This is a genomic window from Enterobacter sp. UPMP2060 (assembly GCF_053709655.1).
Window position 1 is genome coordinate 305,135 of sequence record NZ_JBSKJQ010000001.1, and the last position, 14,884, is coordinate 320,018.

At 56.2% G+C, this 14,884-nt stretch carries 17 protein-coding genes; 9 read left to right on the top strand and 8 right to left on the bottom strand.

All coding sequences use genetic code 11. From position 1 onward, the window contains the following. Positions 1-3: 3 nt before the first annotated feature. From potH to ACWKXN_RS01540, 6 genes are all read left to right on the top strand, one after another. Entirely contained in the window at positions 4-957 is a 954-nt protein-coding gene (gene potH, locus ACWKXN_RS01515) for a putrescine ABC transporter permease PotH (RefSeq protein WP_033145043.1), read from the top strand. Next, on the top strand, positions 954-1,799 hold the full coding sequence (potI, locus tag ACWKXN_RS01520; RefSeq protein WP_029739447.1) for a putrescine ABC transporter permease PotI: 846 nt from the start codon (positions 954-956) through the stop codon (positions 1,797-1,799). The genes potH and potI overlap by 4 nt, the downstream gene beginning before the upstream one ends. Positions 1,800-1,864: 65 nt before the next feature. Further along, complete coding sequence (locus ACWKXN_RS01525) at positions 1,865-2,338, top strand: YbjO family protein (protein ID WP_023310935.1); 474 nt, start codon at positions 1,865-1,867, stop codon at positions 2,336-2,338. A 40-nt stretch (positions 2,339-2,378) separates the two neighbouring features. Beyond that, positions 2,379-3,506 carry a 23S rRNA (uracil(747)-C(5))-methyltransferase RlmC gene (rlmC, locus tag ACWKXN_RS01530; protein ID WP_454543224.1) on the top strand — a complete coding sequence of 376 codons (1,128 nt, stop codon included), beginning with the start codon at positions 2,379-2,381 and terminating at the stop codon, positions 3,504-3,506. 72 nt (positions 3,507-3,578) lie between these two features. After that, positions 3,579-4,286 carry a response regulator transcription factor gene (locus tag ACWKXN_RS01535; RefSeq protein ID WP_033145045.1) on the top strand — a complete coding sequence of 236 codons (708 nt, stop codon included), beginning with the start codon at positions 3,579-3,581 and terminating at the stop codon, positions 4,284-4,286. Next, on the top strand, positions 4,270-5,739 hold the full coding sequence (locus ACWKXN_RS01540; RefSeq protein ID WP_454543225.1) for a sensor histidine kinase: 1,470 nt from the start codon (positions 4,270-4,272) through the stop codon (positions 5,737-5,739). The genes ACWKXN_RS01535 and ACWKXN_RS01540 overlap by 17 nt, the downstream gene beginning before the upstream one ends. 80 nt (positions 5,740-5,819) lie before the next feature. Here the strand turns inward: ACWKXN_RS01540 and artJ are convergent, their stop codons facing one another. The 6 genes from artJ to ACWKXN_RS01570 all read right to left on the bottom strand — a co-directional run bounded on the left by artJ (position 5,820) and on the right by ACWKXN_RS01570 (position 10,362). After that, a complete protein-coding gene (gene artJ, locus ACWKXN_RS01545) occupies positions 5,820-6,551 on the bottom strand; it encodes an arginine ABC transporter substrate-binding protein ArtJ (RefSeq protein ID WP_454543226.1) in 732 nt (243 codons plus the stop codon). 195 nt (positions 6,552-6,746) lie between these two features. Then, positions 6,747-7,415: an arginine ABC transporter permease ArtM gene (gene artM, locus ACWKXN_RS01550; RefSeq protein WP_033145048.1), complete on the bottom strand. Its 669-nt coding sequence runs from the start codon at positions 7,413-7,415 to the stop codon at positions 6,747-6,749. After that, complete coding sequence (gene artQ, locus ACWKXN_RS01555; protein WP_023310941.1) at positions 7,415-8,131, bottom strand: arginine ABC transporter permease ArtQ; 717 nt, start codon at positions 8,129-8,131, stop codon at positions 7,415-7,417. The genes artM and artQ overlap by 1 nt, the downstream gene beginning before the upstream one ends. Before the next feature lie 6 nt (positions 8,132-8,137). After that, on the bottom strand, positions 8,138-8,869 hold the full coding sequence (gene artI / locus ACWKXN_RS01560; protein ID WP_033145049.1) for an arginine ABC transporter substrate-binding protein ArtI: 732 nt from the start codon (positions 8,867-8,869) through the stop codon (positions 8,138-8,140). 19 nt (positions 8,870-8,888) lie between these two features. After that, positions 8,889-9,617, bottom strand: coding sequence for an arginine ABC transporter ATP-binding protein ArtP (gene artP / locus ACWKXN_RS01565; RefSeq protein ID WP_023310942.1), 729 nt, complete (start codon positions 9,615-9,617; stop codon positions 8,889-8,891). A gap of 226 nt (positions 9,618-9,843) precedes the next feature. Further along, on the bottom strand, positions 9,844-10,362 hold the full coding sequence (locus ACWKXN_RS01570) for a lipoprotein (protein ID WP_454543227.1): 519 nt from the start codon (positions 10,360-10,362) through the stop codon (positions 9,844-9,846). Positions 10,363-10,459: 97 nt separating this feature from the next. Here ACWKXN_RS01570 and ACWKXN_RS01575 point away from each other — a divergent pair, with 97 nt between their 5' ends. The 3 genes from ACWKXN_RS01575 to ACWKXN_RS01585 all read left to right on the top strand — a co-directional run bounded on the left by ACWKXN_RS01575 (position 10,460) and on the right by ACWKXN_RS01585 (position 12,494). After that, positions 10,460-10,783, top strand: a complete 324-nt coding sequence (locus ACWKXN_RS01575) for a heavy metal-binding domain-containing protein (RefSeq protein ID WP_023310944.1) — start codon at positions 10,460-10,462, stop codon at positions 10,781-10,783. Continuing rightward, the gene (locus tag ACWKXN_RS01580) at positions 10,780-11,610 is read left to right on the top strand and encodes an N-acetylmuramoyl-L-alanine amidase (RefSeq protein ID WP_447723062.1); all 831 of its coding nucleotides are present in this window, start codon (positions 10,780-10,782) and stop codon (positions 11,608-11,610) included. Before ACWKXN_RS01575 ends, ACWKXN_RS01580 begins: the two co-directional genes overlap by 4 nt. Before the next feature lie 260 nt (positions 11,611-11,870). Beyond that, on the top strand, positions 11,871-12,494 hold the full coding sequence (locus ACWKXN_RS01585; protein WP_058842134.1) for a helix-turn-helix domain-containing protein: 624 nt from the start codon (positions 11,871-11,873) through the stop codon (positions 12,492-12,494). An 18-nt stretch (positions 12,495-12,512) separates the two neighbouring features. Here the strand turns inward: ACWKXN_RS01585 and ACWKXN_RS01590 are convergent, their stop codons facing one another. Both ACWKXN_RS01590 and ACWKXN_RS01595 read right to left on the bottom strand, forming a co-directional pair. Next, on the bottom strand, positions 12,513-13,127 hold the full coding sequence (locus tag ACWKXN_RS01590; protein WP_048979692.1) for a hypothetical protein: 615 nt from the start codon (positions 13,125-13,127) through the stop codon (positions 12,513-12,515). Next, a complete protein-coding gene (locus ACWKXN_RS01595) occupies positions 13,127-14,701 on the bottom strand; it encodes an ExeA family protein (protein WP_101744457.1) in 1,575 nt (524 codons plus the stop codon). Before ACWKXN_RS01595 ends, ACWKXN_RS01590 begins: the two co-directional genes overlap by 1 nt. Positions 14,702-14,884 lie beyond the last annotated feature (183 nt).

Here is a 14,884-nt window from a genome sequence, read left to right on the forward strand (position 1 = left end):
CAAATGAGTGCACTTGAACCTCCAGCTCGCGCAGAAAAGCCGGGCGGTTTTGCCCAGTGGCTAACGCGCTTGCAGATGAACCACGGCCGCAAGCTGGTGATTGCCATGCCGTATGTGTGGCTGATCCTGCTGTTCCTGCTGCCGTTCCTGATTGTTTTCAAGATAAGCCTGGCGGAAATGGCGCGGGCGATCCCGCCCTATACCAACCTGCTGGACTGGGCCGACGGGCAGCTGACGCTGACGCTTAATCTCGGCAACTTCCTGCAGCTCACCGACGATCCGCTCTATTTCGAAGCGTATCTGCAGTCGCTGCAGGTGGCGGCGATTTCGACGCTCTGCTGTCTGGTGATGGGCTACCCGCTGGCGTGGGCGGTGGCGCACAGCAAACCGTCGACGCGTAACATCCTGCTGCTGCTGGTGATCCTGCCGTCGTGGACCTCGTTCCTGATCCGCGTTTACGCCTGGATGGGGATCCTGAAAAACAACGGCGTGCTGAATAACTTCCTGATGTGGCTCGGGGTTATCGATCAGCCGCTGACGATCCTGCACACCAACCTCGCGGTCTATATCGGTATTGTGTACGCCTATCTGCCGTTTATGGTTCTGCCGATCTACACGGCCCTGACGCGTATTGATTACTCGCTGGTGGAAGCGTCGCTCGATCTTGGCGCCCGTCCGTTAAAAACCTTCTTCAGCGTGATTGTCCCGCTGACCAAAGGCGGCATTATCGCCGGGTCAATGCTGGTCTTTATCCCGGCGGTAGGGGAGTTTGTGATCCCTGAACTGCTCGGCGGCCCGGACAGCATCATGATTGGCCGCGTGCTGTGGCAGGAGTTCTTCAATAACCGCGACTGGCCGGTGGCCTCGGCGGTAGCGATTGTTATGCTCCTGCTGCTGATCGTGCCGATCATGTGGTTCCACAAGCATCAGCAGAAACAGATGGGAGACCACGGATGAACAACTTACCGGTAGTGCGCTCCCCGTGGCGAATTGCGATTCTCGTTATCGGCTTTACCTTCCTGTATGCGCCGATGCTGATGCTGGTGATCTACTCGTTCAACAGCTCTAAGCTGGTAACGGTCTGGGCGGGCTGGTCGACGCGCTGGTACAGCGAGCTGTTTCACGACGATGCGATGATGAGCGCGGTGGGGCTGAGCCTGACCATTGCTGCCCTTGCGGCGACAATGGCGTCGGTGCTGGGCACGATCGCCGCGCTGGTGATGGTGCGCTTCGGGCGTTTTCGCGGCTCAAACGGGTTCGCCTTTATGATCACCGCGCCGCTGGTCATGCCGGACGTGATCACCGGACTCGCGCTGCTGCTGCTGTTCGTGGCCCTGGCGCACGCCATCGGCTGGCCGGCGGATCGCGGCATGCTCACCATCTGGCTGGCGCACGTCACCTTCTGTACGGCCTACGTGGCGGTTGTGATCTCCTCGCGCATGCGCGAGCTGGATCGCTCCATTGAAGAGGCGGCGATGGATCTTGGCGCGACGCCGCTGAAGGTCTTTTTCATCATTACCCTGCCGATGATTATGCCGGCGGTGATCTCCGGCTGGCTGCTGGCGTTTACGCTGTCGCTGGACGATCTGGTTATCGCCAGCTTTGTCTCCGGACCGGGCGCGACGACGCTGCCTATGCTGGTCTTCTCCAGCGTGCGCATGGGAGTCAACCCGGAGATCAACGCCCTGGCTTCCATCATCCTCGGCGTGGTCGGAATTGTCGGATTTATCGCCTGGTATTTGATGGCGCGCGCGGAAAAACAGCGCGTGCGCGATATCCAGCGTGCAAGACGCGGCTGAAGGATTTAAAATTTCCAGTGAAGTGCCGCGCATGACGCGGCACTGTTTTTCAGGGAAGTAAAACATTGGGATTATTAAAAAAATCACGTACTACGCACGCGCGTCCTAACGTACCTGCTCTGGTTCAGGTGGCGGCGCTCGCCATTATTATGATCCGCTGCCTGGACGTGCTGATGATTCTGAACACCCTGGGCGTGCGCGGCATCGGTGAATTCATTCACCGCAGCGTGCAGACGTGGAATCTGACGCTGGTCTTTTTGAGCAGCCTGGTGCTGGTGTTTATCGAGATCTACTGCGCGTTTTCGCTGGTCAAAGGGCGCAACTGGGCGCGCTGGGTCTATCTGCTGACGCAAATTACCGCCGCCAGCTATCTGTGGGCCGCCTCGCTGGGATACGGTTACCCGGAGCTGTTCAGCATTGCCGGGGAATCCAAACGCGAGATCCTGCGCGCGCTGTTTATGCAAAAACTTCCGGATATGCTGGTGCTCTGTCTACTCTTCGTTCCGGCCTCAAGCCGGCGGTTCTTCCGCCTGCAATAATGTGTATAATCGCAGCCCTCGTGATTCTTAAGGTTTTCATATGCAGTGCGCACTCTATGACGCCGGACGCTGCCGCTCCTGTCAGTGGATAGAACAGCCGGTCTCTCAACAACTCACCGCCAAAATGGCCGACCTGCAACAGCTGCTGGCAGCACACGCGGTGGGCGAGTGGTGCGCACCCGTCAGCGGCCCGGAGCAGGGCTTTCGTAATAAAGCCAAAATGGTGGTTAGCGGCAGCGTTGAAAAACCGCTGCTGGGAATGCTGCACCGCGACGGCACACCGGAAGACCTGACCGGCTGCCCGCTGTATCCCGCCTCGTTCGAACCCGTCTTTGCCGCGCTGAAACCGTTTATCGCGCGTGCAGGGTTAACGCCTTACAACGTCGCCCGCAGGCGCGGCGAGCTGAAGTACCTTCTGCTGACGGAAAGCCAACTCGACGGCGGCATGATGCTGCGCTTCGTGCTGCGCTCGGAAGCCAAGCTGGAGCAGCTGCGCGCGGCGCTGCCGTGGCTGCAGGAACAGCTGCCGCAGCTGAAGGTCATTACCGCAAATATTCAGCCGGTGCATATGGCGATCATGGAAGGGGAGAAAGAGATATTCTTCACCGACCAGCACGCGCTGGCCGAAAGCTTCAACGGCGTGCCGCTGTGGATCCGCCCGCAAAGCTTCTTCCAGACCAACCCGACCGTGGCAAGCAGCCTGTACGCCACCGCCCGCGACTGGGTTCGTGCGTTAAACGTCCATCATATGTGGGATCTCTTCTGCGGCGTGGGCGGCTTTGGCCTGCACTGCGCCACGCCAGAGATGCAGCTCACCGGCATTGAGATTTCTGCCGAAGCGATTGCCTGCGCGAAACAGTCCGCCGCCGGGCTGGGGTTAACGAATCTGCACTTCCAGGCGCTGGATTCCACGCAGTTTGCGACCGGCCAGGGCAACGTGCCGGAGCTGGTGCTGGTCAACCCGCCGCGCCGCGGCATCGGCAAGGCGCTGTGCGACTACCTGAGCCAGATGGCACCCGAGTACATCGTCTATTCCAGCTGTAACGCCCAGACCATGGCGAAAGACATCGCCAGCCTGCCGGGCTACCGCATTGAACGCGTTCAGCTTTTCGATATGTTCCCGCATACCGCGCATTACGAAGTGCTGACGTTGCTCGTGAAATCTTAAACAAAATGTGAACTCTTCCCCCGCTCGAAATCAGGTAAGCTTACTTCATAAGAGATGAATAAAGGCTTACCCATGAAGCAGATCCTGCTGGTGGAAGACGACCACGATATCGCGGCGCTTCTGCGACTCAATTTAGAAGACGAAGGCTACGCCATCACCCACGAGCCCGACGGGGGCAAGGCCTTACTGCGTCTTGAAAAACAGCCGTGGGATGCGGTGATCCTCGACCTGATGCTGCCCAGCGTTGACGGTCTGGAGATTTGCCGCCGCATCCGTCAGATGACGCGCTACCTGCCGGTGATCATCATCAGCGCCCGCAGCAGCGAGACCGACCGCATTACCGGGCTGGAAACCGGCGCCGATGATTATCTGGCGAAGCCGTTCTCGGTGCAGGAACTCATTGCGCGCATCAAAGCGCTGTTCCGCCGCCAGCAGGCGATGGGGCAGGCGCAAACCGACGGTCAAATTCAGGCCCACGGTCTGACCATCGATCCGCTGGCGCGCAGCGTGCTGCTTCACGGCCAGGTGGTGGATCTCACCCCGCGTGAATTCGAGCTGCTGTACTTCTTTGCCCGTCATCCTGGCGAGGTCTTTTCGCGTCTGGCGCTGCTGGAGCAGGTCTGGGGCTATCAGCACGAAGGCTATGAGCACACCGTTAACACCCATATCAACCGCCTGCGCATCAAGATTGAGAAGGACGCCGCCGAGCCGGAGATTATTCGCACCGTCTGGGGCAAGGGCTATAAATTTGCGGAGCCAAATCATGATGCGCCGCTTTAGCCTGGGCCAGCGCCTGACGCTGCTGTTTATCCTGCTGATGATGCTCTGCGCCACCGTCGCCTGTGCGGTACAACTCTACACCAGTACGCAGTACGGCAACGCGATGGTGCAGCGGCTGTCGGGCGGGCTGGCGCAGCAGATCGTTCAGCGTGAACCGATTCTGGACGCGCAGGGCAGGGTCGACCGAACGGCGCTCAAGCCGCTGTTCGATCGGCTGATGACCTTTAATCCGAGCGTTGAGCTGTACGTTGTCTCCCCGGACGGCGATATCCTGGCCGATGCCGCACCGCCGGGCCACATTCAGCGGCAAAAAATCGATCTGGCTCCGGTTCAGACCTTCCTGAGCGGTACCGCCATACCGGTTCTGGGCGACGATCCTCGCAGTCAAAATAAAAAGGTCTTTAGCGCCACGCCGCTGCGGCAGGACGGCGAGCTAAAAGGCTATCTGTACATTATTTTGCAGGGCGAAGAGTCAAACGCCCTGGCTGAAATGGCCTGGCATAAGGCGCTGTGGAGCACGGTACTGTGGTCATTGCTGTGGGTCGCGCTGTTTGGCCTGCTGGCAGGTTTACTGGTCTGGTACTGGGTCACGCGCCCGGTAAAACAGCTGACGGTGGAGGTCGCCGGGCTGGAGCAGGACAGCATCAGCGCTATCAGACAGCTGGCGGCGCAGCCGTTGGACGCGGCGGCCAGGGATGAAGTGGCGATCCTGCGCAACAGCTTTATCGAGCTGGCACACAAAATCACCCGCCAGTGGGACCAGCTGGCCGACAGCGATCGCCAGCGCCGGGAGTTTATCGCCAACATTTCGCACGATCTCCGTACGCCGCTGACCTCGCTGCTGGGCTATCTGGAAACCCTGTCGCTAAAATCCGCCACGCTGACGCCGCAGGAGCACCAGCAGTATCTCGCCACCGCGCTGCGTCAGGGGCAAAAAGTCCGTCATCTATCGCAGCAGCTGTTCGAGCTGGCGCGCCTTGAGCACGGCGGCATTAAGCCGCAGCGCGAGCGTTTCGCGATGGGGGAGTTGATTTCCGACGTGGCGCAGAAGTTTGAGCTCACCGCCCGCACGCGCGAAGTGAATCTGCATATTGACGTGCCGGGACCGCTGCCGCTGATTAACGCCGACGTGTCGATGATCGAACGCGTGGTGACCAACCTGCTCGATAACGCGATGCGCCATACGCCATCTGGCGGGGAAATTCGTCTGGCGGTCTGGCAGGAGAATGAACGGCTTCAGGTCGAAGTGGCTGACAGCGGAACGGGCGTGGATGCCTCGCTGCGCGACGATCTGTTCCAGCGGCCATCGGCGTTGAACACCCAGGCATCGCGGGAGAATCGCGGCGGGCTGGGGCTGTTAATCGTGAAACGTATGCTGGAGCTGCACGGCGGTGGGATCAGGCTGATGGAGTCGGTGAGCGGGGCGCGGTTCAGGTTCTTTGTGCCGTTGTGAGAGAGTGCCGGGTGGCGGCTTCGCCTTACCCGGCCTACAGACTACCACCCCCGTAGGCCGGGCCACCCGGCAAAAAAATCTTACTGCGGGAACCACTGCTCGCTGATTTTCTGGTACGTACCGTCAGCTTTAATCGCTTTCAGCGCGCCGTTCAGTTTTTCCAGCAGGGCCTTGTTTTCCGGACGTACCGCGATGCCCAGACCCGTGCCGAAGTACTGCGGATCGGTCACTTTCTCGGTTGCGGTGCCCAGCTGCGGATTGGTTTTCAGCCATTCGTTCACCACGGCGGTATCGCCGAACACGCCGTCGATACGGCCATTTTTCAGGTCGATAATCGCGTTCTGGTAGCTGTCATAAGCCACGGTTTTCACTTCAGGATGTTTGTCCTGGAGGTATTTCTGGTGCGTGGTGCCGTTTTCCATCCCGATGCGTTTGCCTTTCAGCTGATCGAAAGAGGTATAGGCGCCTTTCTTCGCAATCACGACCGCCGAGTTGGCGTAGTACGGGTCGGTAAACGCAACCTGCTTGCTGCGCTCAGGCGTGATGTCCATCCCGGAGATCACCGCGTCGTATTTTTTGAATTTCAGCGACGGGATCAGGCTGTCGAAGGCATGGTTGGTAAAGGTGCAGTCGGCCTGCATTTGTTTGCACAGCGCTTTCGCCAGGTCAATGTCGAAACCCACGATCTGGTTGCTGGCATCCAGCGATTCAAACGGCGGATAGGTGGCGGACACGCCAAAATTGATTTTATCAGCTGCGGATGCGCCAGCGGCGAAGGTGGCGAGCAATGCGGCCAGAACTAACTTTTTCATTGTAATACTCCCGTCTGTCTTATTTATGCGCCGTGTCTGCGGCATGGATGTACAATGCCATTTAATGAATTTGTATGCAATAAAAATGATTAAATATTATTTTTATGGCAAAAAAAAGCGGATAACCAGAAAGTTACCCGCATTGATTAATCACATTTATGCACTTCTTGCCGTGTGGCGCTGCGCTTACCCGGCCTACGATCTGCGCTCAAACGCCAGCGCTTTACGCTCGATCAGGCGCATCATCAGCGTCAACAGGCCGTTAACCACCAGGTAAACCACGCCTGCCGCACCGAACACCATCACGTCATAGGTGCGCCCGTACAGCAGCTGTCCGTGACCCATCACCTCCATCAGGGTGATGGTGTAAGCCAGAGAGGTACTTTTGAACACCAGCACCACTTCGTTGGAGTAAGAGGAAAGCGCGCGCTTAAAGGCGTACGGCAGCAGGATCGCCAGCGTGTCCTTCTTGCTCATGCCCAGCGCTCCGCAGGACTGCCATTGTCCTTCCGGAATGGCGCGGATCGCCCCGTAGAACAGCTGGGTGGTATAGGCCGCACTGTTCAGCGAAAGGGCAATCAGGGCACACAGCCACGGTTCAGAAAGCAGATGCCAGATAACCGGATACTCCTGCAGCGACGGGAACTGGCCCGGGCCGTAGTAAATCAGGAAGATCTGCACCAGCAGCGGCGTACCGGTAAACAGGGTGATGTAGCCGCGCACAATCCACACCAGCACCGGCGTTTTCAGCGTCAGGATGATGGTGAAGATAAGGGCCAGGATCAGCGCCACGATAATGGACGCCACGGTCAGCGTCAGGCTGGTGTGCAGCCCTTTCATCAGCTCGGGGAAATATTCAAGCATCAGCCTGGTCTCCGTTCAAAGCGCGTCGCACGCAGGTCAATACGCTTGAGGATGTACTGACTGAGCAACGTGATCACCAGGTAGATAGCCGCCGCCACAATGTACCAGGTAAAAGGCTCCTGCGTACGGGTGGCGATGCTTTTGGTTTGCAGCATCAAATCGTTAACGCTGATCAGGCTCACCAGCGCGGTATCTTTCAGCAGCACCAGCCACTGGTTGCCGAGGCCCGGCAGGGCATGGCGCCACATCTGCGGCATGACCAGACGGAAGAAGATCGCTGATTTCGACAGGCCTAACGCCTGACCCGACTCCCATTGACCCTGCGGCACGGCTTTCAGCGCACCGCGCAGGGTTTGCGACGCGTACGCGGAGTAGAGCAGGGAGAGGGCAATCACGCCGCACAGGAACGGGCTGACGTCGAAGTTTTCAATCTGCATCTGCACCGGGATCTGCGCAAAGCCAAGATTGATCGTAAAACCGTCCGACAGCGTCAGCAGCAGCTGTGAGGAGCCGAAATAGATAAACAGGACCACCAGAATTTCCGGAAGCCCACGCAGCACGGTGACCAGCGCGGAGCCTGTCCAGGCGACGGGGAACCATTTCGCGGATTCCCACACCGCAAAGAACATCGCCAGCACGAGGCCGATAATCAGTGCGCAAACGGCAAGGCCGACGGTCATCCCGGCGGCGCTTGCTAAAGGAAAAATTTCATTCATCAGGAATTACTTCTGGAACCATTTTTTGTAGATGGTTTCGTAGGTGCCGTCTTTCTTCACTTTTTCCAGCGCAGCGTTGAATTTCTGCTGCAGCTCAGTGTTGCCCTGACGAACGGCAATCCCCAGACCGGTACCGAAGTAATCCTTATCGGTCACTTTGTCGCCCACTGGCGCCAGTTTATCGTTGGCTTTCAGCCACTCGGTTACGACCGCGGTATCACCAAATACGCCGTCGATACGGCCATTTTGCAGATCCAGCTTCGCGTTCTGGTAGCTGTCATACGGAACGGTTGTGATTTCCGGATGTTTATCCATGATGAATTTCTGGTGCGTGGTGCCGTTCTGCACGCCAACTTTTTTGCCTTTCAGCTGATCGACAGAGGTAAATTTACCTTTCTGACCAATGAACAGGGCGGAGTTGTCGTAGTAAGGCGTAGAGAACAGAACCTGCTTTTCACGCTCCGGGGTGATGTCCATACCGGCCATCACGGCGTCGATACGGCGGAACTTCAGGCTTGGAATCAGGCTGTCGAACGCCTGGTTGCTGAAGGTACAGGTCGCGTCGATCTCTTTACACAGGGCGTTAGCCAGGTCCACGTCGAAGCCAACAATTTTGTTGTTCGCATCAATGGACTCAAACGGAGGGTAAGAGGCTTCCGTGGCGAAACGAATGGTCTGGGCTGCGGTAGCGGAAAGGGTAACGCCAGCAAGCAGCACGGCAAGTAATACTTTTTTCATTATATTTCCCCTGACACAATCAATGAGATAAATAGTTTTTGAAGGCATCGGTTTGCGGGTTCGCGAAGCAGCTCGCATCACCTTGCTCAACGATATACCCGTTTTCCATGTAGACCACACGGCTGGCGGTTTTACGCGCCACTTCCACTTCGTGGGTGACGATAACCTGAGTAATATTGGTTTCCGCCAGCTCGCGAATGATGCTGACGATCTGGGCGGTAATTTCCGGGTCCAGCGCCGCGGTTGGCTCATCAAACAGCAGTACCGCAGGCTCCATCATCAGCGCGCGGGCAATGGCTACGCGCTGCTGCTGGCCACCGGAAAGGTGCAGCGGATAGCGGTCGCTGTAGGGCTTAAGGCGCAGACGATCCAGCAGCTTTTCAGCGCGCGCGATCGCCTGATCCTTGCTTAACCCCAGCACGCGGCACGGCGCTTCAATCAGGTTTTGCAGGACGGTCAGATGCGGCCAGAGATTGTATTGCTGGAAGACCATGCCGACGTTTTGACGCAGTTCGCGAATCGCTTTATCAGACGGCGTTTTCGCGAAGTCAAAATGGTTACCGGCAATTGCCAGCGTACCTGAACGGGGCATTTCAAGCAGATTAAGGACGCGCAGAAGGGAGCTTTTGCCTGCACCGCTTGGGCCAAGCAAAACCAGCGTTTCGCCTTCCGGGCAGTTCAGCGTGATGTCAAACAGCGCCTGGTGTGCGCCGTAGAAGCAGTTAATGCCGTTTAGTTTAATACTCATCGGGGCAGTCTTTACTCATCCAGGCAATCTATAGCAATTGAGGCCGCAGATAGTACCGTTGACAGAATAGTTATGCAATATTTATGCGTTAAAAGTTAAATATAACCCGTGTTTCCTCTTAAACATAGCACAAAATAGCGAACGGTAAGGTCGGCGAGAATAAATGTCGGCATTCCGCATGAAATGCCGCACATTTTACGGGGGTTACCAGGTTATATCGGCGAGTTTAGCGATTCTCAATCGACTGGCGAAGCGTGCCTGCCGGGGCATGAACGCTGCCGCCAACGTAGCGCACGTCGTCTACCGCCCAGCACTGTCCTTCACGGATCATCAGTACTTCATCCTGCCAGGTTTGGGTTCCCTGCGTCAGCTTAACGCGCAGCGGAATATTACGCGCATCCGTGTTCGGGATGGTTGACGCGCTGGCTACTTCGGCGCTGTCCGGCAGCGTGGTGCGGCTCGAGAACGGATCGGATTTCAGCAGGGCGTTATGCTGCGGATCGCGGTTAGCGTCGTTAAGCAGTTTTGCCAGACCGTCGCTCAGATACGGGCGCAGGCCGGTGAGATCGTTGCTGCGGTGCTGAATGCGATAATCATAGAACTGCTGCGCCACGGCGTCCGGGCCGCCCTCAATGCAGGGGCCGCTGCGGGTACCGATATCCTTAAAGGCTGGCGTGACCGTGGTGGTACAGGCGCTGAGCACCAGCGCGCAGGGCACCAAAAGTGTTAAAGCAGAATAGCGCATGTTGATTTCCTTATTTATTAACTATCCTTTCAATCATAGCGTAACGAACCGATAATGCTGTGCCTAAGGCATTGAACGCTAAAGAAGGAGAGAAACCATGCAGTTTTCAACAACGCCAACCCTGGAAGGGCAGACAATAACCGAGTATTGCGGTGTGGTTACCGGCGAAGCCATTCTCGGCGCCAATATCTTCCGCGACTTTTTTGCCGGCATCCGCGATATCGTTGGCGGCCGCTCGGGCGCATACGAAAAAGAGCTGCGTAAAGCGCGCGAAATCGCCTTTAAAGAGCTTGGCGAGCAGGCGGAAGCCCTCGGCGCTGATGCGGTTGTGGGGATTGATATCGACTACGAAACGGTCGGGAAAGATGCCAGCATGCTGATGGTGAGCGTAAGCGGTACGGCGGTGAAAACCCTCCGATGACGCGTTCGTTTGCCACGCTCCTGCTGGCGCTGTTGCTGGCAGGATGCGTCACGGAAAAAGGGATTATCGACAAAGGCGCCTACGAGCTGGACACGCGTCATCAGGCGCAGGCGGCTTACCCGCGCATCAAGGTGCTGGTGATCCACTACACCGCAGATGACTTTGACAGCTCGCTGGCCACGCTGACGGATAAGAACGTCAGCTCCCACTATTTGATCCCGGCTAAACCCCCTGCTCCGGACGGTAAGCCCCGCATCTGGCAGCTGGTGCCTGAAAGCGAACTGGCCTGGCATGCGGGCATCAGCTTCTGGCGCGGCACCAACCGGATTAACGATACGTCTGTCGGCATTGAGCTGGAGAACCGCGGCTGGCAAAAAACGTCGGGCGTTAAGCATTTTACGCCGTTTGAGCCTGCGCAAATTGCGGCGCTGGTTCCGCTCGCCAAAGACATTATTACCCGCTACAACATCAGACCTGAAAACGTGGTGGCCCATTCGGACATCGCCCCGCAGCGCAAAGACGATCCCGGCCCGCTGTTCCCGTGGCGTGAGCTGGCGCAGCAGGGGATTGGTGCATGGCCCGACCCGGCGCGGGTGGCGTTTTACCTGAACGGCAAGCCGCGCGATGAGCTCGTGGAGCCGAAGGTGCTGCTCGATCTGCTGGCGCGCTACGGCTATGAGTTGACCGATAACATGACAAATGCGCAGCAGAAGCGCGTTATCGTCGCGTTTCAGATGCATTTTCGCCCGGCGCGCTGGGACGGCGTGGCCGATCGCGAAACGCTGGCTATCGCGGAGGCGCTGCTGGAGCGCTACGGGCAGGGGTAATCCTTCGGGTTACCCGACTTCACCTTTATAGGGTCTTCTTTTGGACTGATATTTTAATCACATTCACGTCGTAAATGTTTTATAGTTTCCTCAGTCGAAATTACTCGCAAACGTGGTTGACAATATATCAGCACGACAAATAAGAAATACGGATGTTCTAAAGTCTTAGCTTTACTTTACATTTGTTAAATGGACTACGCATTTATGCGCTGTGATTGCACACGTTCACCTTTTTCAATTTAATATTAATAGGTATAACAATGTTAAGTATCTACAGTAAAAATAGCCGTCCACAAGCAGAACTTGACGCCCTTATCGCGGCAACTGAAGGTTTTGAAGAAAGAACCTTACGCAAATGGCAGCGTATCAGTACCGATAACAACGAAGATATTCATTTTATCGTTAGCGGTGAAGTTGAATTCCGCCGCGAGTCGGATGAACTGTGTATGTTCACCTTACAGAATAAATGTATTTTTGGTCTCTCCTCTATTTATTACAACTCAACGCATATGTACGGCCTGGTTCGTGCCAATACCGTGGTGCGCACCATTAAAAAAGATGATTTTGTCCGTCTGATAAGCGAAAAAAACCTGTGGGAAGCCTTGAGTAAAGTCCTCTCCTGGTACGTTTGCCTGCTCAGCAAGCGTGACGAAGTGCTGGTGGCCCGCAGCGCGTACTCGATTGTTCGCGAGTTCTTGCTGGAAATTAACGAACTGATTGTGCACCATCAGCGCGATATCAATATTTATGACTATATTCAGGAATATACCAGCCTGGCCCGCAGTACCATTATTAAAATTCTCGCCGACCTGAAAAAAGGTAATTATATTCAGGTTGAGAAAGGCCGCCTTATGTATTTATCAGCATTGCCGGAGAAATATTAATCGCTATTTACCTCCTTTTTAACTGAAAGGAGGGCTATGGTTCATTACATTATTTGCCTGCGTTCCTGCCGTGGATTCATCTACAGGAGGCGCGGGCATTTTCCCTTGCGAATAATCTTTTTCCTGCTCTTTTAACGCCTTCATCAATAATGCCTTGATCGCCCCGTCATCAACTGTCTGACCGGTATTATCCCGTTCGGGGATAGCAGAATGGCTCACTTCTGTCCCTGGCAGTGTATCCCGGGAAAGATTATTCGGCATTTCACCGTCGGGCGCCTGCTGCCAGTCGGCATCGCCGCTATCAATGGGCATCTCCTGCAGCGGCGGCATCTCTTTTGTTACTGGTTCTGGCTTTGGTTCAGGCTGCGGGAACGGTTTACTGACATAGACATAATGCATATCCGATAGCGTCGTTTCTGGCTTAACGGCGCTCGCTTTTATTGGCTCAGGTGCCGGATGGCGCAGATCCCAGTAGAGATGAGCGTAGAGTCCCGCAGCGATCGTCATCACTATTCCCACCACCCAGAGCAGGGTGGTGCAGACCGCTTTTTTCAGCGAGGGGCGCCGGTAAGAAAACCAGACCGGTGCGTTCAGGGTATAGCTGCGCTGAGCAGCCAGAGTAATTGTCGACATTATGAATGTTTCTCCTGCGCGGTGGGGGTCGCAGATACATTTGCGGACTGAATAAGTACGCTTGGCGTAGTCCGGGTTTCACGCATTAACTGCATCAATGTATCTTCACCCGCAATCCCGTCCACGTGCAGATGCATTTTCTGCTGAAACTCGCGGGTACGTTGCATCAGTTCGGCCGTCCACGCCTTTGTATGGGTTTCGGGTAGATTCAGCGCCAGGCTAAGCTGCTGATCCATCCAGCCCAGATCTTTGGCGCTGCTTTCGGCGCTCACGGCATCTTTCCCCTGCGGCGTAAGGCGGTGCAATTGGGTGTAATTGCCGGTCGCATGCTGGTTAAACCAGCTACGGCTCACCTGCCAGGTGCGATTATTCATCAGCAGATCCAGCGAGTTATCATCTACTCTGGCCACCACGGCATAGTTCAGGTGATCGCCTGTTTTGATCTCGCCGATCCACGGGTAACCCTCTTTTGCCAGCTCCTCGACCGGAGCGCTGCCCTCCTTACACATCAGGTTGACCTGCCCGGCGTTCTGGCAGAGCGCCTCTTCCATCGTGGCGTCATAACCCCACATGGTATAGAGCTGATGCATCGCATCGGGCTTATTCACCACTTCATTATCAATAACCGGCACCGCTGGGGCGTCGGTTTTTGGCGTCTGCGGTTTCCAGCTGGCCATCACGGGCAGCTGTACCGGCAGTCTGGCGGTAATGGTGGGCATCAATGTCCAGCCGCAGGCGGCAAACAGTACGGAGGCAAAAAGGCCCATAACGGCAAGGCGTTTGCCCTTCGGTTTCGCCGGCAGAACTTCTCCTGCGGCGAGGCGCAGATGGCGCGGCGATACCTGCGCTGAACGCTCGGTCCAGGCGGCTAGCATCGCAAGGTGCGCCAGCTCGTTGAGTTTGCCTGTCTGTCCTTTGGTCAGAACATGCATCCTGCGCATGCGGGCCCGGGTGAACGGCGTCGCGTCGCTGCCATGCGCTTCACACTGGGCCTGAACATAGCTCAGGGACTCGCGGCAGGTGAGGGGCCGGAGCGTGTGGTGCGTATGAAGAGATTCACGCAACCCGGACTGCTGGAGGGCGGCTTCCTGGTCGGCCGATCCCATCAACACAACCGACAGAGCCACATCCAGCTCCTGCGCGCGGGTTAACAACATGGACAATGCCTCATGGCAATTCGCTTTCATCGACTGAATATGCGAAATGACCAGCACTTTACGCGTGGTTTTGCGGGACACCATCTCGTCCTGCCACTGACGCAGCACGGCATCAATAGCCTGGATCCGGGTTTTGCTCTCTTTAGTGGTGGCGTTGAGTTTATAGAGCAGGCCGCTGGCGCTGAGTTTTGGGAAGGCGTTAATGGCAAGCAGCGTGCCGTCATGCTTTTTCAGCGCATCGCAAAACTGCGAGGCGAGATAGCTGTCGTCGCTAAAGAGCGCAGTGACGCCTGTTGTCTGGCACTTCTCTTTCAGCAAACCGAACACATCCTGATGATACGGAACAAAAAAATCACCTGACATCCGGGTGATAGCCCGGAAAGGCTGGGTAGTGAAATTAAAATGGCGCATATACATAGCGTATTACCGTCTCTTTGATTCATAGCAAGGAGCCGGAAAAGTAAAGGATATAGGCGGAAGGGGCAATTTGAATGCAGGATAAAAATATTCTGTCTGCGCCTCTATCATAGGTTTATTTAACGATCAATCTTTTTCTAAATTATTGTTAGCGGAAGTGTGAATAGGCGGGAGTGAGGATAC